This window comes from Pseudomonas sp. (assembly GCF_050739655.1).
Classification (GTDB): Bacteria; Pseudomonadota; Gammaproteobacteria; order Pseudomonadales; family Pseudomonadaceae; genus Aquipseudomonas.
In genome coordinates this window covers 1-25339 of the sequence record NZ_JBOIBY010000310.1, presented here as the reverse complement: position 1 = coordinate 25339, position 25339 = coordinate 1, and the positions used below count along the sequence as shown (strand labels likewise).

21 protein-coding genes are annotated in these 25339 nt (G+C 57.9%); 15 read left to right on the top strand and 6 right to left on the bottom strand.

Annotated elements, in window-relative coordinates:
- The first annotated feature begins 318 nt into the window (after positions 1-318).
- The 5 genes from ACRESJ_RS14975 to ACRESJ_RS14955 all read left to right on the top strand — a co-directional run bounded on the left by ACRESJ_RS14975 (position 319) and on the right by ACRESJ_RS14955 (position 7481).
- A complete protein-coding gene (locus ACRESJ_RS14975; RefSeq protein WP_431758607.1) occupies positions 319-1221 on the top strand; it encodes a LysR family transcriptional regulator in 903 nt (300 codons plus the stop codon).
- Between the two features lie 130 nt (positions 1222-1351).
- The gene (locus tag ACRESJ_RS14970; protein WP_431758588.1) at positions 1352-1978 is read left to right on the top strand and encodes a glutathione S-transferase family protein; all 627 of its coding nucleotides are present in this window, start codon (positions 1352-1354) and stop codon (positions 1976-1978) included.
- Positions 1979-2041: 63 nt separating this feature from the next.
- On the top strand, positions 2042-4072 hold the full coding sequence (locus ACRESJ_RS14965; protein WP_431758587.1) for a pyridoxamine 5'-phosphate oxidase family protein: 2031 nt from the start codon (positions 2042-2044) through the stop codon (positions 4070-4072).
- 108 nt (positions 4073-4180) lie between these two features.
- The gene (locus tag ACRESJ_RS14960) at positions 4181-5377 is read left to right on the top strand and encodes a DUF3142 domain-containing protein (RefSeq protein WP_431758586.1); all 1197 of its coding nucleotides are present in this window, start codon (positions 4181-4183) and stop codon (positions 5375-5377) included.
- Complete coding sequence (locus ACRESJ_RS14955; protein WP_431758585.1) at positions 5364-7481, top strand: hypothetical protein; 2118 nt, start codon at positions 5364-5366, stop codon at positions 7479-7481. The genes ACRESJ_RS14960 and ACRESJ_RS14955 overlap by 14 nt, the downstream gene beginning before the upstream one ends.
- A 3-nt stretch (positions 7482-7484) precedes the next feature.
- Here ACRESJ_RS14955 and ACRESJ_RS14950 read toward each other — a convergent pair whose 3' ends face one another.
- The gene (locus ACRESJ_RS14950) at positions 7485-8114 is read right to left on the bottom strand and encodes a LysE family translocator (RefSeq protein WP_431758584.1); all 630 of its coding nucleotides are present in this window, start codon (positions 8112-8114) and stop codon (positions 7485-7487) included.
- Between the two features lie 145 nt (positions 8115-8259).
- Between ACRESJ_RS14950 and ACRESJ_RS14945 the strand changes: the two genes are divergently transcribed.
- On the top strand, positions 8260-8733 hold the full coding sequence (locus tag ACRESJ_RS14945) for an Lrp/AsnC family transcriptional regulator (RefSeq protein WP_431758583.1): 474 nt from the start codon (positions 8260-8262) through the stop codon (positions 8731-8733).
- A gap of 47 nt (positions 8734-8780) precedes the next feature.
- On the opposite strand, the gene lpdA is transcribed toward ACRESJ_RS14945, so the two are convergent.
- Positions 8781-10181 (bottom strand): dihydrolipoyl dehydrogenase, encoded by a 1401-nt coding sequence (gene lpdA / locus ACRESJ_RS14940; protein ID WP_431758582.1) that lies wholly within the window; start codon positions 10179-10181, stop codon positions 8781-8783.
- A 214-nt stretch (positions 10182-10395) separates the two neighbouring features.
- Here lpdA and ACRESJ_RS14935 point away from each other — a divergent pair, with 214 nt between their 5' ends.
- The 5 genes from ACRESJ_RS14935 (at position 10396) to cfaB (ending at position 17759) form a co-directional block, all read left to right on the top strand.
- The gene (locus ACRESJ_RS14935) at positions 10396-12354 is read left to right on the top strand and encodes an SPFH domain-containing protein (RefSeq protein ID WP_431758581.1); all 1959 of its coding nucleotides are present in this window, start codon (positions 10396-10398) and stop codon (positions 12352-12354) included.
- On the top strand, positions 12351-13382 hold the full coding sequence (gene hflC / locus ACRESJ_RS14930) for a protease modulator HflC (protein ID WP_431758580.1): 1032 nt from the start codon (positions 12351-12353) through the stop codon (positions 13380-13382). The genes ACRESJ_RS14935 and hflC overlap by 4 nt, the downstream gene beginning before the upstream one ends.
- Positions 13379-14437: a protease modulator HflK gene (hflK, locus tag ACRESJ_RS14925; protein ID WP_431758579.1), complete on the top strand. Its 1059-nt coding sequence runs from the start codon at positions 13379-13381 to the stop codon at positions 14435-14437. The genes hflC and hflK overlap by 4 nt, the downstream gene beginning before the upstream one ends.
- The gene (locus ACRESJ_RS14920; RefSeq protein ID WP_431758578.1) at positions 14434-16344 is read left to right on the top strand and encodes a cation-translocating P-type ATPase; all 1911 of its coding nucleotides are present in this window, start codon (positions 14434-14436) and stop codon (positions 16342-16344) included. The genes hflK and ACRESJ_RS14920 overlap by 4 nt, the downstream gene beginning before the upstream one ends.
- 227 nt (positions 16345-16571) lie before the next feature.
- The gene (gene cfaB / locus ACRESJ_RS14915) at positions 16572-17759 is read left to right on the top strand and encodes a C17 cyclopropane fatty acid synthase CfaB (protein ID WP_431758577.1); all 1188 of its coding nucleotides are present in this window, start codon (positions 16572-16574) and stop codon (positions 17757-17759) included.
- Here cfaB and cls read toward each other — a convergent pair.
- Positions 17756-19195 (bottom strand): cardiolipin synthase, encoded by a 1440-nt coding sequence (gene cls / locus ACRESJ_RS14910; protein WP_431758576.1) that lies wholly within the window; start codon positions 19193-19195, stop codon positions 17756-17758. The two genes, cfaB and cls, sit on opposite strands and share 4 nt — an antisense overlap.
- 133 nt (positions 19196-19328) lie before the next feature.
- Between cls and ACRESJ_RS14905 the strand changes: the two genes are divergently transcribed.
- The gene (locus ACRESJ_RS14905; RefSeq protein WP_431758575.1) at positions 19329-19850 is read left to right on the top strand and encodes a DUF3617 domain-containing protein; all 522 of its coding nucleotides are present in this window, start codon (positions 19329-19331) and stop codon (positions 19848-19850) included.
- A gap of 49 nt (positions 19851-19899) precedes the next feature.
- Here the strand turns inward: ACRESJ_RS14905 and ACRESJ_RS14900 are convergent, their stop codons facing one another.
- The gene (locus ACRESJ_RS14900) at positions 19900-20793 is read right to left on the bottom strand and encodes a His/Gly/Thr/Pro-type tRNA ligase C-terminal domain-containing protein (protein ID WP_431758574.1); all 894 of its coding nucleotides are present in this window, start codon (positions 20791-20793) and stop codon (positions 19900-19902) included.
- Positions 20794-21044: 251 nt separating this feature from the next.
- Here ACRESJ_RS14900 and zigA point away from each other — a divergent pair, with 251 nt between their 5' ends.
- Complete coding sequence (zigA, locus tag ACRESJ_RS14895; RefSeq protein WP_431758573.1) at positions 21045-22253, top strand: zinc metallochaperone GTPase ZigA; 1209 nt, start codon at positions 21045-21047, stop codon at positions 22251-22253.
- A 10-nt stretch (positions 22254-22263) separates the two neighbouring features.
- Here zigA and ACRESJ_RS14890 read toward each other — a convergent pair whose 3' ends face one another.
- On the bottom strand, positions 22264-22620 hold the full coding sequence (locus ACRESJ_RS14890; RefSeq protein WP_431758572.1) for an NADH:ubiquinone oxidoreductase: 357 nt from the start codon (positions 22618-22620) through the stop codon (positions 22264-22266).
- Between the two features lie 25 nt (positions 22621-22645).
- Between ACRESJ_RS14890 and ACRESJ_RS14885 the strand changes: the two genes are divergently transcribed.
- The gene (locus tag ACRESJ_RS14885; RefSeq protein WP_431758571.1) at positions 22646-23617 is read left to right on the top strand and encodes a CobW family GTP-binding protein; all 972 of its coding nucleotides are present in this window, start codon (positions 22646-22648) and stop codon (positions 23615-23617) included.
- A gap of 146 nt (positions 23618-23763) precedes the next feature.
- On the opposite strand, the gene ACRESJ_RS14880 is transcribed toward ACRESJ_RS14885, so the two are convergent.
- Entirely contained in the window at positions 23764-24177 is a 414-nt protein-coding gene (locus ACRESJ_RS14880) for a DUF3301 domain-containing protein (protein ID WP_431758570.1), read from the bottom strand.
- A 118-nt stretch (positions 24178-24295) separates the two neighbouring features.
- Between ACRESJ_RS14880 and pdxY the strand changes: the two genes are divergently transcribed.
- Positions 24296-25168 carry a pyridoxal kinase PdxY gene (gene pdxY, locus ACRESJ_RS14875; protein ID WP_431758569.1) on the top strand — a complete coding sequence of 291 codons (873 nt, stop codon included), beginning with the start codon at positions 24296-24298 and terminating at the stop codon, positions 25166-25168.
- Positions 25169-25339 lie beyond the last annotated feature (171 nt).

Genomic DNA, 25339 nt, shown 5'->3' with positions numbered 1-25339 from the left:
AATAGCCATCACTATAGCGGCTTCGGCAACATCACTCTGCCGGTGAATGAAAATAGGGAGCCGCGGTTTTCGTGGCTGCCGAAGGACCGCTTTCTGCAGAACCTCTCGTTACACCAATGCCCTAGCGACAGCCAAACAGGATGAAGCTAGCCAAAATTGCCGCCAAACCGCCGTCGTAGAGGACTGCGACAGTTTTAATTCTCTAGCACTTGGCGCCCAAGCTGCATTTCTGAATGTTGCGACAGTTTTGCGCGTTCTCCAAAGGAGGCTAAAATCCGCGAATTCCTTGGGCCGTTTGCGACAGTTTTAATTCTCTAAATCCACCGCTTCCAGGAAATGCAGGTCTTCGCTGCTGTCGCCCAGGAACAGGGCTTTTCTGCGGCAGCACGGCGATTGGGTTTGTCGGCGGCCAGTGTTACCCGGGCGGTGGCGGCGCTTGAGCAACGCATTGGTACGCAATTGCTCACGCGAACTACGCGCAGTGTATTTTTGAGCGAGGCGGGTCAGCGATACCTTGAAGATTGTCGGAGAATTCTTGCCGAGGTGCAGGAAGCCGAGGATTCAGCCGCGGGCAGTCACGCTCAACCCCGTGGGCAACTCACGATCACCGCGCCGGTGTTATTTGGAGAGTTGTTCATCACACCGCTGATGGTGAGTTTTTTAAAGCAATTCCCGGACGTCACGATCAATGCGCAGTTGATTGACCGGGTTGTCAGTGTGGTCGAGGAGGGGGTCGATGTGGCTGTGCGCATCGGTGAGCTGCCGGATAGCAATCAGCATGCAATTCGTGTTGGGGAAGTGCGGCGGGTGATCGTAGCGTCGCCTGAGTTTCTGGCAAGCCATGGTCGGCCAAGGCATCCACAAGACTTGGTTCAGGCACCGATTATTGCGACCTCTGCAATTGGTCAGCTCAGAAGCTGGCCTTTTCTTGAAGGTGACGAGCCTCTGAGTGTCCGCACTGAACCACGCCTGGTGGTGACAGCGAATCAGGCTGCAATTACAGCCGCTGCCTTGGGATTAGGCTACACCCGAGTCCTGTCTTACCAAGTGGCGGGCAAAGTTGAAGCCGGGGAGCTAGAAATCATTCTGTCGGACTTCGAAATGCCGCCCTTGCCCATCCATGTGGTTTATCAGGGCGGGCGAAAGGCGGCGACGCGGATTCGTAGTTTTGTCGACTTTACGGTGAAGGCGCTGAGGGAGCATCCGGCCCTGCAGGGTTGAGGCTTTATTTCACTGGCTGAAATTATGGATTGCACTTGCTGGTAATTCTGTTGTTTTGATCAGTGGCGGAAGATGGCTGCCATCGGTGCTGATCTACTCTGAACAGCGCCACTCACCCGCGGAGTCGATCATGCAAGCCATCAAGCTCTACAACTTCCCCCGTTCCGGCCACGCCCATCGTGTGGAACTGATGCTGTCGCTGCTGCAACTTCCGACCGAATTGGTCTTCGTCGATCTCGCCAAGGGCGAACACAAGAAGCCTGAATTCCTGGCACTCAATGCTTTTGGTCAGGTGCCGGTGCTGGATGATCAAGGTGTGGTGTTGGCGGATTCCAACGCAATACTGGTTTATCTGGCGCAAAAGTACGGTAAGGGTCGTTGGCTTCCGTCCGACCCGGTCGGTGCCGCCAAAGTACAACGCTGGCTGTCTGCTGCCGCAGGACCCATCGCCTTTGGCCCAGCTCGGGCAAGGTTGATTACAGTATTTGGTGCGCCTTATAACGCGGATGAAGTGATTGCCTATGCCCATACCGTACTCAAGGTGATCGATAACGAACTGGCCAACACACCTTATCTGGCCGGGAACGAACCAACCATTGCCGATGTGGCTGCCTATAGCTATGTCGCCCACGCGCCTGAAGGCAATGTATCGCTAGACGACTACGCCAACATCCGCGCCTGGCTGGCACGGGTCGAAGCTTTACCTGGTTTTGTCCCTATGCCGCGCACTGTCGCCGGTCTGCAAAAAACCGCTTGATGCTTACGGCCCGACAACGTCGGGCCCTTCATGCTGTGCCCATGGCGCAGGGGAGAAGCCGTAATGGATCGTTCACCGTGGCATGCAGGCGAGAGAGAGTTGCAGGCTCATATCGGGGTTAGCGAACGAATGGAGGTACTTGGTCGCAGAGTGATCCGCGATCATATGCCGGACCAACACCGTGCGTTCTATGAGCAATTGCCGTTCATGCTGTACGGCGCGGTGGATGCAGATGGGAGGCCGTGGGCAAGTGTGCTTGAAGGCGAGCCGGGTTTTGTCCATTCGCCTGAACCAGGATTGTTGCAATTCGCCAGCCTGTCGGCTGCAGATGATCCTGCGCAATTGAACGCTGGCGCAGCGATCGGCCTGCTGGGAATCGAATTGCATACTCGGCGTCGCAACCGCATCAATGGTCACATCGGCAAGATGTCCGCGAGTGGTTTTGGTGTGACGGTGGATCAGTCTTACGGCAATTGCCCGCAGTACATTCAGCTACGGCAGTTTCGCTCGGTCCCATTGGCGGATCCTGCCACGCGCACCGCGCAGCTTTTTTCCGAGCTGGACGAGGCGGCCATAGCCCTGATCGCCGAGGCGGATACTCTGTTTGTCGCCAGTTATGTGGATATTGATGGCGAGCGTTCAGTGGATGTTTCCCATCGTGGCGGACAGGCAGGTTTCGTTAAGGTGGAAGGCAATCAACTGACCATCCCGGACTTCGCCGGCAATCTTTTTTTTAATACGCTGGGCAACCTGCGGGTTAATCCTCGGGCAGGTTTGTTGTTCATCGATTTCAGTTCGGGTGAACTGCTGCACCTCACGGGGCGTACTGAAATCATTCTTGAAGGCCCACAGGTTGAGGCCTTTCAGGGAGCAGAAAGATTGTGGACGTTCCACGTGGAACACATTGTGCGTCGACCCGCTGCTCTTGCTTTACGTTGGCGCTTCGACGGTGTTTCACCTACCAGTCTGCTCACGGGAACTTGGGAGCAAGCCGCGGCCAGACTACAGGCCAAGGCGCTGGGCGATCAATGGCGACCATTACGCGTGGTGCGCATTGAAGCGGAAAGCCACAACATCCGTTCGATTTATCTGGAACCAGCGGATGGTGCCGGGTTGCCGTTGTTCCATGCTGGGCAGCATTTGCCGCTGCGGTTCCATATAGAAGGCGAGGTGCATATCCGCACATACAGCCTGTCCAGCGCACCGTCCGATGATTTTTTCCGCATCAGCGTCAAGCGCGATGGGCGGGTGTCTTCACATTTGCATGAACAGGTTCAAGTCGGTGATGTGCTGGAGGCGCGCGCGCCGCAAGGGCATTTCACCGTGGCACCTCACGAGCGTCGGCCACTTGTGTTGTTGGCTGCCGGGGTTGGCATCACGCCATTGTTATCGATGCTACGGGAGGTGGTTTATCAAGGGTTGCGCACGCGCCACATCCGTCCGACATTGTTCTTGCAGAGTTCGCGTGCCCTGGCTGACCAGCCATTTCGCTCCGAACTGGATCGCTTGCTCGATAACGCCGGTGATGCGGTGAGGGTAATTCGCCTACTCAGCCAACCGGAACCTGAGGCTCGAGAGGGTGATGATTTCGATTTGCCCGGGCGGATCAATGTCGAGCTGCTCAAAGACCTGCTTGAAGTCGAGGACTACGATCAGGTGGATTTTGTCGTGTGCGGTCCCGGTAGTTTTACCCAGGCGTTGTACGACGGACTGCGCGAGCTGGATGTCCGCGATGCGCGGATTCACGCTGAGACATTCGGCCCCTCGACGTTGCGCCGTCAACCCGATCCCGACGCGATTGTGATCGAACAACCGCCTGCTGCAACCACTTCGGTGCCGGTGGTGTTTCAGCGTTCGGCCAAGGAGGCTCGCTGGCAACCCGATGGTGGTAGCTTGCTGGAGCTGGCGGAAAGCCGCGGTTTGCATCCCGAGTTCAGTTGTCGCGGGGGCTCGTGCGGCACCTGTAAGACGCGCCTGATCAGCGGCCAAGTGAATTATCCACAACCACCGGCCGAGGTTCCGGAGCCAGGCGAGGTGCTGATTTGCTGTGCCATCCCGGCGCAAGGCGCACAGCCATTGGTGCTCGATATCTGAGGGATCATGCGGTTGAACATTGCCCGGCGGTCGATGGCTGAGTAGGGTAGGAGGCAGAACGAACAAGGGCCGGACAGGCCCTTTCTGCATTTCAGGGATAGGCGTTTCATGATTGTGTTCACTCGCTTGATCATCTCGTTGACGACGTTGGTGCTGCTCAATGGCTGTGACCAGCAGGACGCGCCACCGCTCGATCAGCAGCTCTACGTCTGGCAGCGGCAATGGACACCAGCCCATGAAGCGGCTCTGAGAGACAGTCGTGCAGATTTTTCCACTCTCCGCGTGCTGGCGTTGCAAGCATTCCCCCAAGCAGGATGGCATCGGGCACGGATTGATCCAGCGTTGCTAAAAAACGATGGCCGGCCCCTGATTGCAGTGGTTCGCCTGGATGGCCAGCTTCCTTCATTGGATCAGCAGGAAGTTACGAAGCAGATCCAGCAGGTCATCAGCGACTGGCAGTCTCAAGGATTGTCCATCGCAGGCTTGGAAATCGACCATGACGCGGGTGTTGCGCGGCTAACGGCCTATCGCGATTTTCTGATGCACTTGCGCGCGGCTCTACCAGCTTCTGTTCAGTTGAGTATCACCGCATTACCGGCATGGCTCGACAGCGCTGAACTGACTGCATTGTTATCCACAGTCGACAGTAGCGTGTTGCAGGTGCATGCGGTGAGCGATCCGCGTCGCGGTTTGTTTGATCCTGACCAGGCGCGGCAATGGGCGAAAGCCTGGAGCCGCATCACTGAAAAACCGTTCTATCTGGCGCTACCCGCTTATGGGGTGGCGTTGTTGCCAGGGGACGGAGGTACGCCGATCGTGGAAAGCGAAATTCGAATAGAACGGGACGGCAAGCGTCAGGAGTTACTGGCCGATCCGCAGCAGCTAAGTCGGCTTGCTACTCAATTGCGGCTCGACCCTCCGAGACACCTGGCGGGCCTGATCTGGTTTCGAATGCCGCTGGCCAACGATCGCCGAGCGTGGAGCCTGACAACGTTGCGGGCGGTGGCGTTGGGGGATTCGCTTCAAAGTCGGCTAACGCTGAAACTTGCGGCGCACGAAGGTCTCTACGACATCAGCATCGCCAATGAGGGCAATCTCGACAGTGCCTGGCCTGAGCGCTTGACGCTGGCGGTGCAGGCCTGCGACGGCGCCGATGCCCTTGCAGGTTATGCGTTGCAACAAGGCCCGGATCTGCTTACCTTCACCCGCCTGCGCGACGGTCGGATAGCGGCCGGCGGGCAGCGCGCGATCGGTTGGGCGCGCTGTGAAAAAATTGATCAAGGAGCTTCAAATGTTCACCCGTAACTGGCCTCGCCATCTGCTTTGCCTAAGCCTCAGCCTGCCACTGGGTTCGGCGTTGGCATGTGGGCCGGACTTCCCGATGCGACTGCTGGATAACCGCGGGCAGTCGCTGGCCGAACTGCCGGAAGGCAACTTCAACTTCGAGGTCAGTCGGCTCGGGCATGCGATTGCCGGGTTGAAGAATGTCACCCAAACCGCCTACAGCATGGAGGCGTCCGACTACGCAGAACAACGTAGCCAGGCCGAACAGTCTGGTTTGCCGGTCGAGCAGCTGGCGTTGGTGAAGCAGTTGCGTAACTTGACGGACGCCCGTGAGGTCGAAGCTCAGGGCGCGAACCTGCCAGGCGAAATCCGGTTCTATCTGGCGGGGGCGGTGGCTTTCAATGCGGGTGACTTCGAACTGGCTGCCGAATACTTCCAGAAAGTGCTGGCACTTGCTGCTGATCAACGAGCGATGCGTAGCACTTGGGCGGCTTACTCGTTGGGCCGGGCGTTGTTCGCCATGGGGTCGCAGGCGCGAGCAAGTCCTGATCTGTTGACTCAATCTCGCAAGGCCTTTGAGCAAACCCGACTACTGGCGATCGACGGTTTCAGTGATCCATTGGAGCTCGGTGTTGCCAGTCTCGGCGAAGAAGCCCGTGCAGCCCGTACCGCAGGTGACTGGAACAACGCCATCGAACTCTATGCCACGCAAAACCTCCACGGTTCGGCGGTGGGTTACACCTCGCTCAAGCTGCTGATAGCTGATCTGGCAGCAATGCCTGAGGATCAGTTGGCCCAGTTGCTTCAGGGCAAGCCAGTGCAGCAACTGGTGACGGCGTCGCTGATCAGTCGCTTGGGCTGGTCGTTCGGTGATCAACCGCCGAACGAACTCAAACTGATCAAACTGCTGCAAACCAGCACTCGCGGCAGCCTCGACAACGCGGATCGTCTGGCAGCTGTGAATTATCAACAGGGTGACTACGCCAACGCCAAGGCGTTCCTGGAACACGCTGGCGATGGCGGCCTCGCCTGGTGGTTACGAGCCAAGCTGGCGTTGCGTGATGGCGACAGAACTGCCGCGGCTGCGGCTTATGCCAAAGCGGCGCAGGCCTTTGCGCAGAATGAATCCTGGGGTGAACGCAGAACGCCCGAATACGATTTCGAAACCCTTCAGCCCAAATGTCGGGTCGAGGGCGAGAGCGCCATCCTGGCGTTGCAACGCGGTGACTACCTGCAGGCCTTCGATCAGCTTTATCGCAGCCAGAGCCTCTATTGGTTCGATGCAGCAACCGTTGCCGAGCGCGTCCTGACGCTCGAAGAGCTCAAGCATTACGTCGACACCCAAGTCCCAGCGCCACCACCGCTCAGCCAGCAGGAGCGCGATAACTACGTGCCCTTGCCAGTGGCGGCAAGCCTGCGAAATTTGCTGGGGCGACGTATGTTGCGTGAAGGGCGTTACGAGGAGGCCCCGGCGTACTTCGATAATGACGGGTTACGAAACAAAGCCAGGCTGTATGGCCAGCAACGCCTGGCTGCCGATTCGGCATGGTGGCCGACCCGTCGCGCCGCCGCACTGTTCAATGCGGCCTGGACCGCCCGTGAGTGGGGGATGGATATTCTCGGTTACGAGCTGGCGCCGGATTACGCCACGTTCGTGGGCAATTACAGTTTTGAAACCCCTGAGCTGAAAGTCGGCCCATTGATGTCCGAGGACGAAGTGAAGCGTCAACAGGCCAGCGCGGCTCAGCCTGATCAGCGTTACCACTACCGGTTTGTCGCCACAGCATTGGCCAGTCGCGCGGCAGACAATTTGCCTCATACCAGCCAGGCGTTTGCTGCTGTGTTGTGTGAAGCGGCTGGGTGGAACAGCAGCCTCGCGGATCAAAGTGCGCTCTATCAACGCTATGTCAAAGAGGGGCCGTTTGTGGAGTGGGCGGCGGATTTTGGGCATCAATGCCCGTATCCAGATTTCGAGAATGCCGACAAACGCTATGTCACGCAGGTCACCGATGCCGCACGTTCTACGCTACGGCCATACAAGAACGCGTTGCAGTTTGGCGGCGTCATCGCGGTCTCCGGTATGGCTTTGTTGTTGATCAATCGCCGCCGCCGTAAAGCGCAATAGGGTTCAAGCCTGTTGAACAAAGGTCAGTCGTACGGCGAAACCGATCAACAGGCTGCCAAACAACCATTGCTGCAGGCGCTGGGCAGAAGGGCTGCGTTGTAACCAGCGGCCGAGCGCCGCTCCGATCAATGCGTAGGCGCTGTCGAACAGTAAGCCGACGCCAACCAACACAGCGCCCAAGCCTGCAAATTGCGCGAGTACGGGACCTGCTTGCGGGTTGATGAACTGCGGCAGCAGTACCGAACAGAAAAGCAATGCCTTGGGATTGAGCAGATTGGTGAGCAACCCGCGCCGTATTGCTTCCCTCCAGTGTGCATTTGCGACCGGTTTATCGCTGGGATTCAGATCCGGCAGCATTGTCGTTCGCAGGCATTGGATACCGATCCACAACAGGTACGCCGCACCAGCCAGACGTACAACGTCGAATGTCCAGGGTGCAGCCTTGAACAGTGCCGCCAACCCCAACGCGGCCAGTGCAACGTGACAGCCTCGGGCAATGGCTAGCCCCACCGCCGTGGCCAATGCCGCTCCTTTGCCCTGTCGGGCGCCGGTCTGCAACAGAAGAATCATGTCGGGGCCGGGCAACAGGTAAACCACCGCCAGCGCCATGATAAATAGCCAGAGATCCGCCATGTTGCACCCCATTCGTTGTCGATTCGGTAGGGTTAGTCTAGGGCGCAAAGGCAGGGCAGGTGCTTGCGTAGTTGGCTTCTAAAACTCCTTGGCTTGGCATAATCTGCCACTAGATTGCTACTCAACCATCGGGATCTGCCAAACCATGAAACTGGATGCCTACGACCGCAAGATTCTCGCCGCGCTGCAACGAGATGGTCGGCTAAGCAACGTGCAACTGGCTGAAGAGATCGGGCTGTCGGCGTCACCGTGCTTGCGTCGGGTGCGCATGCTTGAGGAAGCCGGGGTGATTCGCGGGTATCAGGCCAATCTGGATCGCGATGAGGTGGGGCTGGGGTTGACCGTGTTTGTAGGGGTTAAGGTCGAGCGACACAACGATGAGCAGGCAGAGTCTTTTCGTCTGGCCGTGACGGCGTTACCGGAGGTGATTTCGGCGTTCCTGGTGTCGGGCGAATCGGATTTCCTGTTGCAGGTGGTGGTTCCGGATTTGCGCGCCTATGACCGGTTTCTGACCGGACGATTGTTGAAGTTGCCGGGCGTGAGCGATATCCGCAGCAACTTCGCGATTCACACGGTGAAGGCGCCGGGAGTGTTGCCGTTGGAGCATTTGCCGGGTTGAGAGACCGGGTTGCCCGCAAATGCGGGTAACCCGGTCACTGAAAATCTTCACATCTGAGTGGCCATTCCCTCCACATTCATCGCCGCTTGGCGCAAGGCCTCGGAGCGAGTCGGGTGTGGGTGGCAGGTCAGGGCGATGTCCTCGGCAGAGGCGCTGAACTCCATGGCCACGCAATACTCGCCAATCATTTCACTGACACTTGGACCTACCAGATGCACGCCGAGGATTTCGTCGGTGCGTTCATCGGCCAGCACTTTGGCGAAGCCTTCGGTTTCGTGATTGATCTTCGCTCGACTATTGGCGGTGAAGGGAAACTTGCCGACCTTGTAGGCTCGGCCCTCGGCCTTCAATTGCTCCTCGGTTTTACCGACACTGGCCAGTTCCGGTTTGGTATAGATCACATTGGGAATCAGGTCGTAATTCACTTCCCCCGCCTTGCCTACGATTTGCTCGACACACGCCATGGCTTCATCTTCGGCCTTGTGCGCGAGCATGGGCCCGGATGTCACATCGCCAATCACCCAAACGCCAGCGGCTTCGGTACGGTGATGCTTATGGGCGAGCATGCCGCGTTTGTCCGTGGCGAGGCCGACGTTCTCCAGTCCAAGGCCCTGTGTATAAGGGCGGCGACCGATGGCCACCAGCACGTAATCGGCTTCGATCAATTCAGCGGTGCCCCCGGCAGCGGGTTCGACGCTGAGTTGCACCCCAGCATCAGAAGTTGTCGCGCTGGTGACCTTCGAGCTCAATTTGAAGCTGATTCCCTGTTTGCTCAGCGAGCGTTGCAGGGTTTTGCCTGCCTCGGTGTCCACGCCGGGACAGATTCTGTCGAGGAATTCGATGACGGTCACCTGCGCCCCTAAACGGCGCCACACCGAACCCAGTTCCAAACCGATCACGCCGGCACCGATGACCACCAAATGCTTCGGTACTTGCGCCAGTGACAGGGCGCCGGTGGAGTCGAGGATGCGTTTGTTATCAATCTCGACGCCCGGCAGGGGCGTGGGCTCGGAGCCTGTGGCGATGATGATGTCTTTGGCGCTCAGTTCTGTCTTGCCGCCTGCTGCATCTGTCACGGTGACTTTGCCAGGACCGTCGATATGGCCCCAGCCCTTGATCCAGTCGACCTTGTTTTTGCGAAAGAGAAACTCGATGCCCTTGGTCAGCCCGGTCACGCTTTCATCTTTCTGTTTCATCATTTGCGCAAGGTTAAGGCTGGGTTTGACCTCGATACCCAGGTTGGCGAATTCCGTGCCCATGGCTGCGTCGTAAAGTTCAGAGGCATGTAGCAACGCCTTTGATGGCATGCAGCCGACGTTAAGGCAGGTGCCGCCAAGAGTGGCGCGTCCTTCTACACACGCGGCTTTCAAACCCAGTTGCCCCGCACGGATCGCTGCGTTGTAACCGCCGGGGCCACCGCCGAGTATCACTACGTCATAAGTGCTCATGGATCTACTCCAGGATTGAAAGGGGTTGGATGGGTAAAAGTAGTTTCTGAATAAAATTACGATCGTAATATGTGCGTTCAAACGTCTTTCGGTCAAGGGTTCAGCCAAGCGACAGGTTGGGCGTCTTTAGATAGAGCAATTGTGTACGAAAATTTCACGAGTTTCGTTATAGGGTAACGAATGCTGTTTAAGTGAAGATATTCACTGGGGTGCTATGCAAGTCGATCTCGATGTAGACGGGGCTGAGGTAGCTGCGCTCCCACGCTTCCAGCAGGCAGTTTTTCAAGGACGGCGATTGCGTCTGTTGGCTATATGTTTGGGCGCTCTCGCGGCGCTGGGGCTGGTATCGGGTTTTTTTGTTGGGCTGTTTGCCCCGCAATCGCTTTGGCCCGCATTGCTGTTCAATCAGAGTGCCGCTTTGTTAGTGATGGTTGCCGGACTGCAATCAGCCTGGTGGGTGACGAAGTGGCGCGCACAAGCGATAAATCCGCGTGCCGCAGAGGTCGTCGCTACAGAGATTGAACCCCCGAGCGGTTGGTACGAACGCTTGTTGGAGAACATCAGCAAGCGCTGGTTTAGCGCGCTCAGACAGATCGGTGCTGCAACGCTTTGGCTGGGCGGTTGGTCGTTGCTGACTTTGCTCATTGTCGAGCAGGTTTGGAACCTTGGGTTGCCCTCGGCAGCGCTGGGATTGTCGGCAAAGATTGGCGCCGTCGTGGCGTTGTCACTGGCTTTTGGTTTGTTAGTGCTGGAGCGCCATTTGGCTCAGGAAAGCACAGTGCAATGGCCGGAAGCAGCAGCCTTGGCGCAAATGACGCGGGTAGCGATCGTCAGCCTTGTATTGGGGGCGTTGTGCTTGTTGTTTGGCGGCGAAGCATCAGTTTGGCCAGTGCGACTGGCGGTATTGATGGGCTTGCTGCCGGGGCTCGTGGCGACTGAGTTACTGCTGCGTTCTGTGTTGTCGTTGTTCAGCCCACGCCGCGAACAACTTGAACCCGTACTTATGGCACGCAGCTTTATCGCTGATCTGCTGCGCTGGCCACCGCAACCATTGCTGGCGTTGCAACATGAACTGCACAACCGCTTCGGTATCGATCTGCGGCAGGTCTGGGCGTTCACCTACATGCGTCGGGCATTCTGGCCGGTTCTGTTCGTTGTCGCCTTTGCCGGTTGGTTACTGACCGGACTCCACGAAATACCACTGCAAGGGCGGGGGATCTACGAGCGCTTCGGCAAACCGGTGACGGTCTTTGGTCCCGGTTTGCACGCCGGTTTACCTTGGCCATTGGGGCGGGTGCTTAATGTGGAAAACGGCGTGGTGCATGAACTGGCCACTAGTGTTGGTGACGCGTCTGCGCCTACTCAGGTAGCTCCCGCTGAAGGTCCAGCCCCCATCACCGCCAATCGCTTGTGGGACGCCAGCCATGTGAACGACAAGTCCCAGGTGATCGCCAGCAGTCGTGCCGACAAGCAGAGCTTTCAGATCGTCAACATGGATGTGCGCTTTGTCTACCGCATCGGCCTGAACGATCAGGCGGCGTTGGCTGCGACTTACAACAGCGCTGATGTACCGACGCTGATCCGTAGCACCGCCAGCCGGATTCTGGTTCACGACTTTGCTTCGCGAACCCTCGATGGTTTGCTCGGTGAAGACAGGGTAGGGCTCGGCGAAGAAATTGGCCGAGCGGTGCAGGCTGACCTGCAAAAGCTCGACAGTGGCGTAGAAATTCTCGCCACTGTGGTTGAAGCGATTCATCCGCCTGCTGGAGCAGCCAATGCTTATCACGGTGTGCAAGCGGCGCAGATTGGCGTTCAGGCATTGATCGCCCGTGAACGTGGCGCCGCTGCCGAAGCCACCAACCAAGCGCAATTGCAGGCCAGTGTTGCCCGCGATCAAGCGACCGCCAGTGCGCACGAAATCAATGCCAGCGCCCAAGTGGCGGATCTCAAGTTCAGTGCTGAGCAGAAGGCGTACGCCAATGCGGGTCAGGCCTTCGTGCTGGAGCAGTATTTCGGTCAGCTCTCTCAGGGTTTGGCCAATGCCAGGTTGCTGGTGCTCGATCATCGTTTGGGTGGTACCAGTAACGCACCGACTATCGACCTCCGTACGTTCACGTTGCCGGCTGACCCTGCGTCGTCGCTTAAAACCGCTCAGCCAGGAGCTACCCATTGAGCCAGTCTCACAGTCACGATCACGCCGGTCACGATCACGATCACGGCGGACATCACCACGGTCATCACCATCATCACCACGGCGACCCACAGGAAGCTGGCCCGTTTCCTTGGCGGCGAATGGGCTGGGCGGCGTTATTGGTAGTCATTGCCGTTGCGGCAGCCAGCCTGGTGCAAGTGCGTTCGGGCGAAGCCACAGTGATTACGCGTTTCGGCAATCCAGCGCGGGTGTTGTTGGAACCAGGTCTTGGCTGGCGCTGGCCGACGCCATTTGAGGCGGCGATCCCGGTTGATCTTCGGCTGCGAACCACGTCCAGCGGGTTGCAGGATGTGGGTACTCGAGATGGCTTGCGCATCATTGTTCAGGCATACGTCGCTTGGCAGGTGCAAGGTGATCCCGACAATGTGCAGCGCTTCATGCGCGCCGTGCAAAACCAACCCGATGAGGCGGCGCGACAGATCCGCACTTTTATAGGCTCGGCGCTGGAAACCACGGCCAGCAGTTTCGATCTGGCGAACCTGGTGAACACCGACGCCAGTCAGGTACACATCGCAGAATTCGAAGCGCAGCTTCGTCATCAAATCGATCAACAGTTACTCACCACTTATGGGGTTCGAGTTCTGCAAGTCGGTATCGAACGGCTGACCTTGCCGTCGGTAACGCTCACCGCGACGGTCGATCGTATGCGTGCCGAGCGTGAGACCATCGCCACGGAACGAACTGCCATTGGCAAGCGAGAAGCGGCACAAATTCGTTCTGCTGCCGAACGTGATGCTCGAATCGTCCAGGCTGATGCCACAGTAAAAGCGGCTGACATAGAAGCGCAGTCACGCGTGGAAGCTGCGCAGATTTATGGTCGTGCATACGCCGGTTCCCCTCAGCTTTACAATTTGCTGCGGTCGCTCGACACATTGGGCACCGTAGTGACACCGGGGACAAAAATCATCCTGCGCACGGATGCTGCGCCCTTCCGGGTTTTGGTTGACGGCCCACCGAGCCTCGACACCAAGACTGGATCGCAGCCATGAGTTTGGTTCCACGTGGAACAATTGAGTTGAGTAGCCCCTGGATACAGGCCGGGCGGTTGGCTTTTTTAGTGTTGTATGGGGTGACGATACTCGCCGCTCTGGCGTGGGCGTTTTCCAATGTGCGTCAGATCGACCCGCAAGATCGCGCGGTGGTTTTGCACTTCGGCGCGCTCGATCGCATCCGGAACGCAGGTTTATTGTTGGCTTGGCCGCGACCGTTTGAGCAGGTGATTTTGTTGCCAGCAGCGGACCGGGTAATCGAGCGTCGGGTGGATAACTTGCTGCGCAGTGATGCCGCTTTGCAAGCTGATCGCGTGGCCAGTTTCGCCACGCCGATCAGCGACGCGTTGGCGGGTTCCGGTTACCTGCTGACCGGTGATGCCGGGGTAGTGCAGCTTGATGTGCGGGTTTTCTATAAAGTCGCTGATCCTTATGCCTTTGTGCTTCAAGGTGAACACGTGCTGCCGGCATTGGATCGACTGGTGACGCGCAGTGCTGTCGCCCTGACCGCTGCGCGAGATCTGGACACCATTCTGGTTGCACGTCCGGAATTGATCGGTGCAGATAACCAGGCAGCTGAAAGGCGCGAACGGCTACGCGGTGATTTGGTGCAGGGCATCAATCAGCGCCTGGCAGAGTTAGCCGCGACAGGGCAGGGCCTGGGGATCGAAGTCGCACGAGTCGACGTTCAGTCGAGCTTGCCCGGTCCTGCGGTGAACGCCTTCAACGCCGTTCTCACGGCCAGTCAACAAGCCGATAAAGCCGTCGCCAACGCACGCACTGAAGCCGAGAAACTGGCGCAGGCTGCCAACGAGCAAGCCGACCGAACTCTACAAGTCGCCCACGCTCAGGCGAGTGAGCGGCTGGCCAAAGCGTCGGCTGACACCGCTACGGTATTGAGCCTGGCCAAGGCGCAAGAGCAGGGCACCGATCCGCAAATGTTGCTGCGGATTTACCGCGAGAGAATGCCGAAAATTCTAGGTCAGGCCGGGTCGGTGACGACGGTTGATCCCAAAGATGATTCCCGCCTGATCATTCAGGGAGCAGCACAATGACCGCGCAATCCGACGCTGCACCGAGCTTATTGTCCTCGGCCGAACAACGCAGCGCCGCCCGCCAGTTAACCCTGGCCATGCTGGCACTCGGGTTACTCGCTTTGGGCCTGGTGTGGCATTGGTTGGCGCCGCAGCAGACGGGCGTGAGTCAGCTATTGCTGGGTTTTGCTTCGTTGCTGGTGGCAGTACCGGTGATGCGTTCCGCCTGGTACAGCCTGCGTTATCCGAGCCTGCACGGCATCACCGACCAGTTGATTGCCCTGGCCTTGCTCGGTGCTTGGGCGACGGGCGATCTACTGACTGCGGCGCTGTTGCCGATCATCATGATCTTTGGCCACGTGCTGGAAGAGCGCAGCGTGATCGGCTCACAGGAAGCCATTCATGCCCTCGGCAAATTGACGCGTAGTCATGCACGCAAGGTGCAGGCCGATGGCTCTATCGTCGAAATCGACAACGGCATGCTAAAGGCTGGGGATCTGGTTGAGGTTCGTGCCGGTGATCGAGTGCCTGCGGATGGGCGGGTTTTGTCGGGGCAGGCGAGTCTGGACACAGCGTCGATTACAGGTGAGTCGGTGCCGGTGGAGGTGGGCGTTGGCATGCCGGTGTTTGGTGGCGCGATCAATCTTGATGGCTTGTTGCGTATCGAAGTGACCCGTACCGGGCATGATTCGACGCTCGGCAAAGTCATCGCATTGATGCAAAACGCCGAACGCTCCAAGCCACCGATAACCCGGTTGTTGGAGCGCTATGCCGGCAGCTACATGGTGTTGGTGTTGTTACTGGCGGCAGTGACCTGGTTCATCACCAATGACGCCCAGGCCATGCTCGCGGTATTGGTGGCAGCATGTCCTTGTGCACTAGTGCTCTCCGCACCCGCAACGGCAATAGCCGGGGTGGCGGTGGCCGCGCGCCACGGCATTCTGATTCGTAGCTCGGCCTTTCTTGAAGAATTGGCAGACCTGACGTCACTGGTGGTCGATAAGACCGGCACCCTGACCTACGGCACCCTGCGCTTGCAGTCCATTGAAAGCGTGCTTGAGGATCACAGTCTCGTGCTGAAACTTGCCGCCAGTCTGGGTTCCGCCAGCAGCCACCCGGTCAGCCGGGCGCTGGCCGGGCTGGTGACACAGGAGCACTTTGTACCGCTCTCGGACATTCATGAGCGCCAAGGGTTGGGCGTGGTGGCGATGACCGACCAGGGTGAAGCTGCGCTCGGGCGACCGGAGCTATTCACGCAATTGGGCATCGTTACCTCAGCCGTTCCCGAGCATGACGGACCGATTGCCGGGTTGGCGCTCAGTGGCCATTTCTTCGCCTGGTTATTGCTTGCTGACAGCGTCAAACCTGAGGCGAAGTTCGCGTTGAGTGAGTTACGCGACTTGGGACTGGGCCGGCAACTGTTGCTCACCGGTGACCGCAAAAGCGTTGCGCATACGCTGGCGCAGAATGTCGGTATCCACAATGTCGAAGCGCAAGCGTTGCCCGAGGACAAACTCAATCGCGTGCTCACTGAAATCGATAGCGGCTTCCGGCCAATGGTGGTGGGTGATGGCATCAACGACTCCCTTGCCCTCAAGGCGGGTGTAGTCGGGGTGGCGATGGGCGCTGGCGGGGCGGACATTGCGCTGGCTTCGGCCGACATCGTGCTGATCGGCAGTGATCTAAGACGACTCGGCACATGCGTGCGATTGAGTCGTCAGTGTCGGCAGACGTTGCAAGTCAACGTCATCATTGGTTTGGGCTGGACACTGGTCATAGTCGCTTTCGCTGCGTTCGGTTGGCTCGGTGCGGCCGGCGCGATGATTGCGGCATTGCTGCATAACCTCAGCACGTTGCTGGTATTGGGCAACGCAGGAAGACTGCTACGGTTTCAGGAACCCTTGCTGAAACTGAAGGATGAGACGTGAGTGGTTTTGTAGAAACGGCTCTAAACCGCACCGCCCTGTGAAAGAAAATTGTTAGAACTGTCGGCCCTGTACGCAGTCACTTAAAGTGAGGGCACAGCATTTATGCATTCGCGGCGCATGAGTTGATCCGGCGCGATTCATAGAAGACGGCTATTAATTCGATAGCCAGCTATTTTTCAAGGATGGTCTACCCTCTGATCAGGCGTCTGAAACAAGGGGGATTTTCCATGCTCGCGCAACTTCCACCGGCCTTACAGAATCTGCATTTACCGCTGCGCCTGCGACTCTGGGATGGCCATGAATTCAATCTGGGGCCGACGCCCAGCGTCACGATTGTGGTCAAGGACCCACAAATGGTCACCCAGTTCACCAATCCCAGTCTTGATGCGCTGGGCGCTGCCTTTGTCGAGGGCAAACTGGAGCTCGAAGGTTCCATCAGCGACGTGATTCGCGTCTGCGATGAATGGAGCCAAGCCTTGTTGGATGAAGGCGACGACGATCAACTGATCCGCACCGTCCACGACAAGGAGACGGATGCCAAGGCGATTTCCTACCACTACGACCTTTCCAACGCCTTTTACCAGCTATGGCTCGACAGTGACATGGCGTATTCCTGCGCTTACTTCGAGACTGGCAGTGAAACACTTGAACAGGCACAACAGGCAAAATTCCGCCATTTGTGCCGCAAGTTGCGCCTGCAGCCTGGCGAGTATCTTCTGGATGTGGGCTGCGGTTGGGGCGGACTGGCGCGCTATGCGGCCCGTGAATTTGGGGCAAAGGTGTTTGGCATCACGCTCAGCAAAGAACAACTTGAGCTGGCCAGGGAGCGTGTCAAGGCAGAAGGCCTGGAAGACATGGTCGAACTGCAATTGCTCGACTACCGCGATTTACCGCAGGACGGACGCTTCGACAAAGTTGTCAGCGTCGGCATGTTCGAACACGTCGGTCACGCGAACCTGGCCGAGTACTGCAAAACCTTGTTCGGCGCGGTGAAAGAGGGTGGCCTGGTGATGAACCATGGGATCACTGCCAAGCACATCGATGGGCGTCCGGTAGGACGCGGTGCCGGCGATTTCATTGGTAAGTATGTGTTCCCTAACGGCGAGCTGCCGCACCTGTCGATGATCTCTGCCGAGATCAGTGAGGCAGGCCTGGAAATCGTCGATGTCGAAAGCTTGCGTCTGCATTACGCGCGCACGTTGGATCATTGGAGCGAACGTCTGGAGGACAACCTCGAAGCCGCTGCCAAACTGGTACCGGGTCAGGCCTTGCGTATCTGGCGTTTGTACCTGGCCGGTTGTGCTTACGCGTTTGCCCGGGGCTGGATCAACCTGCACCAGATTCTCGCAGTGAAGGCTCACGCCGATGGCAGTCATGAGCTGCCATGGACGCGTGACGATATCTACAATCCTTAAAGGATGGGTGAAATGAGCCGGGCGACCCGCATGCCGAGCTGTTGCAAGCGGCGGGTCTCCCGGCCTTCGTCTTTGGCGATTTCGTGGGCTTGAGCAAAGTCCTCGTTGAGCATTTGCTCCACCTGGGCGGCAAACTTGCTGTCGACCGTCAGCAACATCACTTCGAAATTTAATCGGAACGAACGATTGTCCAGGTTAGCGCTGCCAATGGCGCTGATCTCGTTGTCGATCAAAACGACTTTCTGATGCAGGAAGCCGGGCTCGTATCGGAAAACCCGCACACCTGCGCGCACTGCTTCGAAGGCATACAAACTGGAGGCCGCGTAGACGATGCGATGGTCGGGTCGTGACGGCAGCAGAAGCCGCACATCCACCCCACGCAGCACTGCAAGGCGCAAGGCGGCGAATACGGCTTCATCGGGAATGAAGTATGGGCTGGTGATCCATACGCGCTCTGTCGCTGCGTGGATGGCTTCGACGAAGAATAAAGAGCAGGTCTCGTAGGCGTCAGCAGGGCCGCTGGCGAGCATTTGGCACAGGACGCCGTCGTCCGGATACACCTGCGGCAGCATCAGCGGGGGCAAAGTGCGGGCCGCCCAGAACCAGTCTTCAGCAAAGGATTCCTGCATGCAGGCCACCACCGGGCCGCGTACTTGCACATGGGTATCGCGCCAAGGAGCCAGGGGTGGTTTTTCACCCATGTATTCGTCGCCCACGTTGTGCCCGCCAACGAAGCCGAGGATGCCATCGACCACTACAATCTTGCGATGGTTGCGGAAGTTGACCTGGAAGCGGTTCAGCCAGCCGCTACGGGTTGCAAAGGCTTTGACCTCAACGCCGCCATCTCGCAGTGACTGCACGTAGCTGTGGGGCAGGGAGTGGCTGCCGATACGGTCGTAGAGCAGGTAGACGGCCACGCCTTCAGCAGCTTTTTCCAGTAACAGCTTATGCAGGCGCTGACCCAGTCGGTCATCGTGAATGATGAAAAACTGGATCAGCACGGCTTCTTTGGCTTGAGCGATAGCGGCGAAAATCGCATCGAAGGTCGCCCGGCCATTGATCAACAAGCGCACTTCATTGTTGGCCAGGCAGGGCATGTGCCCCAGTTTCGGCATTGCCCTTAGTGAGGCGTAGGCGGTGGAGGCGCGGGCGGTAAGCGCTTCCTCGACCCATGGCCGCCAGTTCAGTTCGGAGATGGCCTTGCGCATTTCTTCGTTGGCTTGGCGCCGGGCCTTGATGTAACCATCGAAAGTACTGCGACCGAACACCAGATAGGGAATCAGGGTCAGGTATGGCATGAAAACCAAAGACAAGGCCCAAGCGATCGAGCCTTGTGCGGTACGAACGGTCAACACGGCATGGATTGCTGCAATCGTGCCCAAAGAGTGCAGCAGTGCAATCGTGTAGCCGAAGATATGCGGTCCGAAGTAATCCATTTGGGGCTGCCTTGCTCCTGAAGATTCAATGCTTAACAGACCATGTTCCGGGCAGAATGTCGCTATTTAATTGGCCCATGAACCGAAGCCCGTGGCTGACGTCTAACGGCCACAACTGATCAGGAGTTACACGATGAACGTTCGTCTGCTGGGTTTGGCCGTCACGCTGGGTTTGGCACTTCCTGTGGCGGCTCAAGCGCAAATGCTGCAGCCAGGTTTGTGGGAGCTGACCACCAGCAACATGAAGGTTGATGACCAGAACATGCCGGACCTGCAGCTGCTGCTCGGGCAAATACAAAGCCAGATAACCCCTGAGCAACGTGCGCAGCTGGAAAAGCAGGGCATCACCATGGGGGGCAAAGGTATTCGCGCTTGCCTGACGCCGGAGCAGGTCAAGACTGACAATATCCCTCTGACGGACCCGCAATCGGGTTGCAAGCAGGAGATCACCGATCGCACCGGCAACCAGTGGAAATTCCGTTTCAGCTGTCCGAAAGCGCAGGGCGCGGGCGTTGCCACATTCCTCAGTGACCGTGAATTCACCACCAAGGTCAACGGCACGTTCAATGCCACCGGTATCAACCAGAAGGGTAGCCTCGATACTCGTGCCGTGTGGTTGGGGCAGGATTGCGGAACTGTCAAACCAAGAGCTTAAAAGCACCGCGGGCAAGTCGGATTGCCGATTTGCCCGCGAACACTTTCGTTCAGTGCCTGGCTATCCCCAGCTGACTTAACCACTCACAGACCGCTTCAACCGTCATCCTTCCGAAATCCTCCCCGCTGTCACTTCGCACGCTGACAAATCCACCGGCTTTTTCATTCTCCCCAACCACCACCAGATACGGAACGGTCTGGCTGTGCTGGCGAATTTTATAGTGGACCTTTTCGTTTCGAAGATCCGCCAGGGCGCGTACACCACCGCGCCGCAAGGCCTCGGTTACCTCATGTGCGTAGGTTGTCTGGCGATCATCCATGCTGACGACCATCACGTGAGCGGGCAGGCGCCAATATTGCAATTCCTTGTGGTTGGACCAACACGTTCCATAGATCCGTTGATGCAAGGTGCCGCTGATGTGATCGAGGGCGAACCCCTGCAACACCTTGGTGGTGGGCACATGCGGGCCGGTGGTCCAGTACTCGGTATCCCCGAGACGATAGAGAGACAGATTGTCTAGGGGCGATACTGCTCGGCGTCGAATCGAGTGGTTTGTCGCTGCCAGTGATTGCATGCGCGCTTCAATGAGCGGCAGCTCGGCCGCCGACAGGGCTCGCTCGACAGCAAACTCACAGAAGAACCCGTCACCCAGTGCCGAGCTCTTTCGCATTTGAGTGTGTGTGTGAAGTTGTTTGACGGCCATCGCGAGCATCAGCGCACAGGAACGGCGCAGGATCTCCAGGCCGTCAGGCTCCTGCGGCGTCACAATGCTGACACGGGCATTGGCCTCGACCATGTGCTCGCAATCTACCAACACACCATCGACGCGACCCGCTACCGCCGCATTGGCCAGCCCCAGGCCGATGCTCGCGGCGATCTCATGTACGGACAGCGGTTGGTCGTATTCACGCAATGCACCATCGGGCAGAGTGATCTGGATCATATTATTTTTCTCGAATGCTTCGATCACGCGCTATAGCGAATAGACACCATAGTGCCAAATCTGGGCCGCTGTCATTTAGACATTTGTCGAGCTGGTTTTAAACCGTAGTTCCACGTGGAACGTAGCGCTTTATCCACGTGCACAATTTCTACCGCGCACAGTCAGAACAGAAAGTGGCGACTATGTATCGTTATACTATAACATTTGGCAGCGCCTGGCATTTCGACCAGGCATGCCATGTGGAGCAGCTGATGCCAGATCGTCTACCGGTTACTGTCCTCTCGGGCTTTTTAGGGGCCGGAAAGAGTACACTTCTTAATTACATATTACGTACTAGAGAGAATTTGCGCGTCGCGGTAATCGTCAATGACATGAGTGAAATCAACATCGATGGCAGCGATGTCCAGCGCGGTATCAGCCTCAGTCGCGCAGAAGAAAAACTGGTGGAAATGAGCAATGGCTGCATCTGCTGCACGTTGCGCGAAGACTTGTTGGAGGAAGTGAGCAAGCTTGCCAGTGAAGGTCGCTTTGATTACTTGTTGATCGAATCCACAGGTATTTCCGAACCATTACCGGTCGCGGAAACGTTCACTTTCCGCGACGCAAGCGGCCAAAGCCTCACTGACATCGCCCGGCTCGATACCATGGTCACTGTGGTTGATGGAGTGAATTTCCTGCTCGATTACCAGGCCGCTGAAAGCCTTGCGTCCCGTGGTGAAACCTTGGGGGAGGAGGACGAGCGGTCGATTACGGATCTGTTGGTTGAGCAGGTCGAATTCGCTGACGTGATACTCATCAGCAAGACCGACATGATCAGCAGCAATGAGCTTCAGGAGCTGATGGCGATCCTTGAACGGCTCAACGCCGAGGCTGAAGTCATTGCGATGGTCATGGGTGAAGTGCCACTTAAGAAGATCCTCGACACCGGTCGCTTCAACTTCGAGAAAGCCGCGCAGGCGCCGGGTTGGCTGCGAGAATCACGCGGTGAACACGTACCTGAAACTCAAGAGTACGGCATCGGCTCCAGTGCTTACCGGGCTCGTCGACCCTTCCATCCGCAGCGCTTCTACAGCTTCATCGACCGCCCGTGGACGAATGGAAAACTACTGCGCTCCAAGGGTTTCTTCTGGCTGGCGAACAAGCACACGGATGCTGGTAGCTGGTCTCAGGCCGGTGGTTTGATGCGTCACGGTTTCGCCGGGCGCTGGTGGCGTTTTGTACCAAAAAACCAATGGCCGCAGGACGAAGAAAGCACTGCCAGCATCATGGAGAACTGGTCCGCTGATGCTGGTGATTGCCGCCAGGAACTGGTGTTCATCGGCCAGAACGTTGACTTCAAACGGCTCACCGCAGAGCTTGATGAATGCCTGCTGACCGATGAAGAAATGGCGCTGGGTACCGAGGGTTGGCGAACGCTGCCTGATCCATTCGGGCCTTGGCATGAAGAGGCTGTTGGCTGAGCTGCACAGCTCAAGGCTTTAGCCAGTGACCCTGGCTTTGCGTTTCACAATACGGCTTCAAATACGCCGCATCCGAGGCCACGCCGTAATAGTGAATATCCTGACGGTAGGGCATATTGGCGACTTGAGCGTTGCTGCACACGCCGAACGCTCCGGCGGGGCATTGGTCGACGTATTGCACCTCGACTTTCTGCCCGGCCAGGTTTGATTGGCAGAATCCGTCGGCGAACAGTTTTTCCGGGATGTTGCGGTTCTGCTGGCAGACTTTGACGTCGAGTCGTTCCGCCTGGCTGTGGACAACGCAGGCCTGTGCCAGCACCTCGCTGCAAGTCAGTGTCAGGAGCAACGACAATCCCATCCACCGCATTTCACCTCCTCAGAAACCTTTGATCATGTTGCAGAACATTCCTACCCACGTCATCGCCGGGCCATTGGGGGCCGGCAAGACCAGTCTGATCAAACACCTGCTGGAGCAACGCCCTGCAGGCGAGCGCTGGGCGGTGTTGATCAATGAGTTCGGACAGATCGGAATCGACGCCGCACTGCTGACCCAGGATGCCGATGGTATCGCACTGGGCGAAGTGGCCGGGGGGTGTTTGTGTTGCGTCAACGGTGCGCCGTTTCAGGTCGGTCTCGGCCGTTTACTGCGCAAGGCGCGGCCGGATCGGTTGTTCATTGAGCCTTCCGGGCTGGGCCACCCGGCGCAGTTGCTCAAGCAATTGAGCGAGACACCGTGGCTGGGCGTATTGAGCGTTCAACCCTGCGTTTTGGTACTGGATGCCCAGGCGCTCGCCGCCGGCAAGGCATTGCCACAGGCACAGCAAGAGGCCCTGAGCAGCGCCGGCCTACTATTGCTGAACAAATCGGAAAACCTCGATGAAATTGATCGACATCGCCTCGCCGCACAGCTGCCAACGCGTCCGTTGTATTGGACGCAACAGGCGCAGATGCCACTGATCGAATTACCTGGTCTGCGGGTTCAAGCCGTCGAAGGTGTGGATAACTTCGTGATGCCCCAGGGACTGGCGCAAGTTCCAGCGATCTGGACGGATCCGGCGATGCCGATTTTCTTGAGTCAGGAACAGGAAGGCAGCTGGAGCGCCGGCTGGCGCTGGCATCCGAGCCAGGTCTTCGATGCAACGCTTGTCCGCCAATGGCTTGAAAGCCTTTCCTGGCGGCGCGCGAAGCTGGTTATCCACAGCGTCGAGGGCTGGGTGTCGGCCAATGCGCTGGATAACTCAGCGTTGAAATGGCAGCCCAGCGAATGGCGGCAGGATTCGCGGATCGAATTGATTTTCAGCAGCTCGCAGGATGTTGTCGCGCTACAGAAGGGATTGGCGGGGTGCAGGGCTCAGCCGAGCTAGAGGATTTTTGCGCAACCCCTGACGGCCCCTTCGCGGGCAAGCCCGCTCCCACAGTTGATCTGTGGTGGTGCATTTTTTTCCAGGCCAAACATGAATGTGTGGGAGCGGGCTTGCCCGCGAATGGATTTAACTGACGACATCAAACGTCATGACTTCCACTTGTTGTGCTCCTGGCGCCAATGGTTCAGTTCGATCACCTGAGCGCTGTGCTTGACCACATCTGCAACGGGAGGCGTGTCGTCAAACGGCATGGGGTAAGGCGCCAGCTCTATCTGCGCGCTGTGGGCGCCAAACTGGGTGATGGTGCCGTTATGCCGGGTTTCGCCTGTGACGGTGAATTCGAAGTTATACACACGGGCCAGGCGCCGCCGACCATTGGCATCCTTGATAAAGCCAATTTTTCTCAATGCCACGTTGCCATCCAGCAACTCGATCCCCAGGTTGCTGCAATGCTGCTTTACCCGCTCCAATGCGCGCTCGCGCAAGCCGTGATTGTGCCAAAGCCAGGCGCCAGCCGTGGCGAGCAGCATTAACACGAAGATATTTCCAAGGGTCAGCATCAGCAGGTGCTCCAACAAGATAGTGTCAGCTTAACTGCGTCGCCGGTCTGTCGTACAGGCTGCGTTTAGTCGCATACTGCGCCCCTTGAATTTCAATCGTTTTACGGAAACTCGCCGCATGAAACGTACGCCTCATCTGCTCGCTATCCAGTCCCACGTGGTGTTCGGCCACGCTGGCAACAGTGCCGCGGTTTTTCCGATGCAGCGGGTCGGGGTGAATGTCTGGCCGCTCAACACCGTGCAGTTCTCCAACCACACGCAATACGGGCAGTGGGCGGGCGACGTGCTGGCGCCGCATCAGATTCCCGATCTGGTCGAAGGTATAGCGGCGATTGGCGAACTGGGAAATTGCGACGCGGTGTTGTCGGGCTACCTTGGCAGTGCTGCTCAGGGCCGGGCCATCCTCACAGGTGTGGCGCGGATCAAGTCGATGAACCCCAAAGCGTTGTACCTCTGTGACCCGGTGATGGGGCATCCGGAGAAGGGTTGCAGCGTGCCTGCGGAAGTCAGTGACTTCCTGCTGGAGGAGGCCGCTGCGGTGGCTGACTTCATGTGCCCCAATCAACTTGAACTCGACAGCTTTTCCGGACGCAAGCCGCAGTCGCTGTTTGATTGCCTGGCGATGGCGCGGGCGTTGCTGGCGCGTGGGCCCAAAGCGGTTCTGGTCAAGCATCTGGACTATCCCGGCAAAACCCCGGGCGTCTTCGAAATGCTGCTGGTAACCGACGAAGGCAGTTGGCATCTACAGCGTCCGCTGCTGGCGTTTCCGCGTCAGCCAGTAGGCGTTGGTGACCTGACGTCCGGGCTGTTCCTGGCGCGCATATTGTTGGGCGATAGCCTGGTGGCCGCTTTCGAGTTCGCCGCATCGGCGGTGCATGAAGTACTGCTGGAAACCCAGGCCTGTGCCAGTTACGAGCTGGAGTTGGTGCGGGCGCAGGATCGGATTGCTCATCCGCGCGTGCGGTTCGAGGCGAACTCGATCAGCCTTTAAGAGCTTCGCGGGCAAGCCTCGCTCCTACAGGTCGTTCGCATATTTGTGTGCGAGCTGTAGGAGCGAGGCTTGCCCTAATGCCGGTCAGTTAAGGCATTTGTAGGAGCGAGCTTGCTCGCGAAAAACGTTAACGATAACGCGAAAATTCTGAATGAACGCGGCGTCCTGAAG

What these genes read in the sequence shown, in the direction of transcription:
- ACRESJ_RS14885 (WP_431758571.1), top strand. Translation starts at nt 22,646, where the DNA reads ATGTTGCAGAACATTCCTACCCACGTCATCGCCGGGCCATTGGGGGCC.
- ACRESJ_RS14960 (WP_431758586.1), top strand. Translation starts at nt 4,181, where the DNA reads ATGATTGTGTTCACTCGCTTGATCATCTCGTTGACGACGTTGGTGCTG.
- ACRESJ_RS14905 (WP_431758575.1), top strand. Translation starts at nt 19,329, where the DNA reads ATGAACGTTCGTCTGCTGGGTTTGGCCGTCACGCTGGGTTTGGCACTT.
- zigA (WP_431758573.1), top strand. Translation starts at nt 21,045, where the DNA reads ATGCCAGATCGTCTACCGGTTACTGTCCTCTCGGGCTTTTTAGGGGCC.
- ACRESJ_RS14890 (WP_431758572.1), bottom strand. Translation starts at nt 22,620, where the DNA reads ATGCGGTGGATGGGATTGTCGTTGCTCCTGACACTGACTTGCAGCGAG.
- pdxY (WP_431758569.1), top strand. Translation starts at nt 24,296, where the DNA reads ATGAAACGTACGCCTCATCTGCTCGCTATCCAGTCCCACGTGGTGTTC.
- ACRESJ_RS14900 (WP_431758574.1), bottom strand. Translation starts at nt 20,793, where the DNA reads ATGATCCAGATCACTCTGCCCGATGGTGCATTGCGTGAATACGACCAA.
- hflK (WP_431758579.1), top strand. Translation starts at nt 13,379, where the DNA reads ATGAGTTTGGTTCCACGTGGAACAATTGAGTTGAGTAGCCCCTGGATA.
- ACRESJ_RS14970 (WP_431758588.1), top strand. Translation starts at nt 1,352, where the DNA reads ATGCAAGCCATCAAGCTCTACAACTTCCCCCGTTCCGGCCACGCCCAT.
- cls (WP_431758576.1), bottom strand. Translation starts at nt 19,195, where the DNA reads ATGGATTACTTCGGACCGCATATCTTCGGCTACACGATTGCACTGCTG.
- ACRESJ_RS14880 (WP_431758570.1), bottom strand. Translation starts at nt 24,177, where the DNA reads ATGCTGACCCTTGGAAATATCTTCGTGTTAATGCTGCTCGCCACGGCT.
- ACRESJ_RS14955 (WP_431758585.1), top strand. Translation starts at nt 5,364, where the DNA reads ATGTTCACCCGTAACTGGCCTCGCCATCTGCTTTGCCTAAGCCTCAGC.
- ACRESJ_RS14920 (WP_431758578.1), top strand. Translation starts at nt 14,434, where the DNA reads ATGACCGCGCAATCCGACGCTGCACCGAGCTTATTGTCCTCGGCCGAA.
- lpdA (WP_431758582.1), bottom strand. Translation starts at nt 10,181, where the DNA reads ATGAGCACTTATGACGTAGTGATACTCGGCGGTGGCCCCGGCGGTTAC.
- ACRESJ_RS14935 (WP_431758581.1), top strand. Translation starts at nt 10,396, where the DNA reads ATGCAAGTCGATCTCGATGTAGACGGGGCTGAGGTAGCTGCGCTCCCA.
- ACRESJ_RS14945 (WP_431758583.1), top strand. Translation starts at nt 8,260, where the DNA reads ATGAAACTGGATGCCTACGACCGCAAGATTCTCGCCGCGCTGCAACGA.
- ACRESJ_RS14950 (WP_431758584.1), bottom strand. Translation starts at nt 8,114, where the DNA reads ATGGCGGATCTCTGGCTATTTATCATGGCGCTGGCGGTGGTTTACCTG.
- ACRESJ_RS14965 (WP_431758587.1), top strand. Translation starts at nt 2,042, where the DNA reads ATGGATCGTTCACCGTGGCATGCAGGCGAGAGAGAGTTGCAGGCTCAT.
- cfaB (WP_431758577.1), top strand. Translation starts at nt 16,572, where the DNA reads ATGCTCGCGCAACTTCCACCGGCCTTACAGAATCTGCATTTACCGCTG.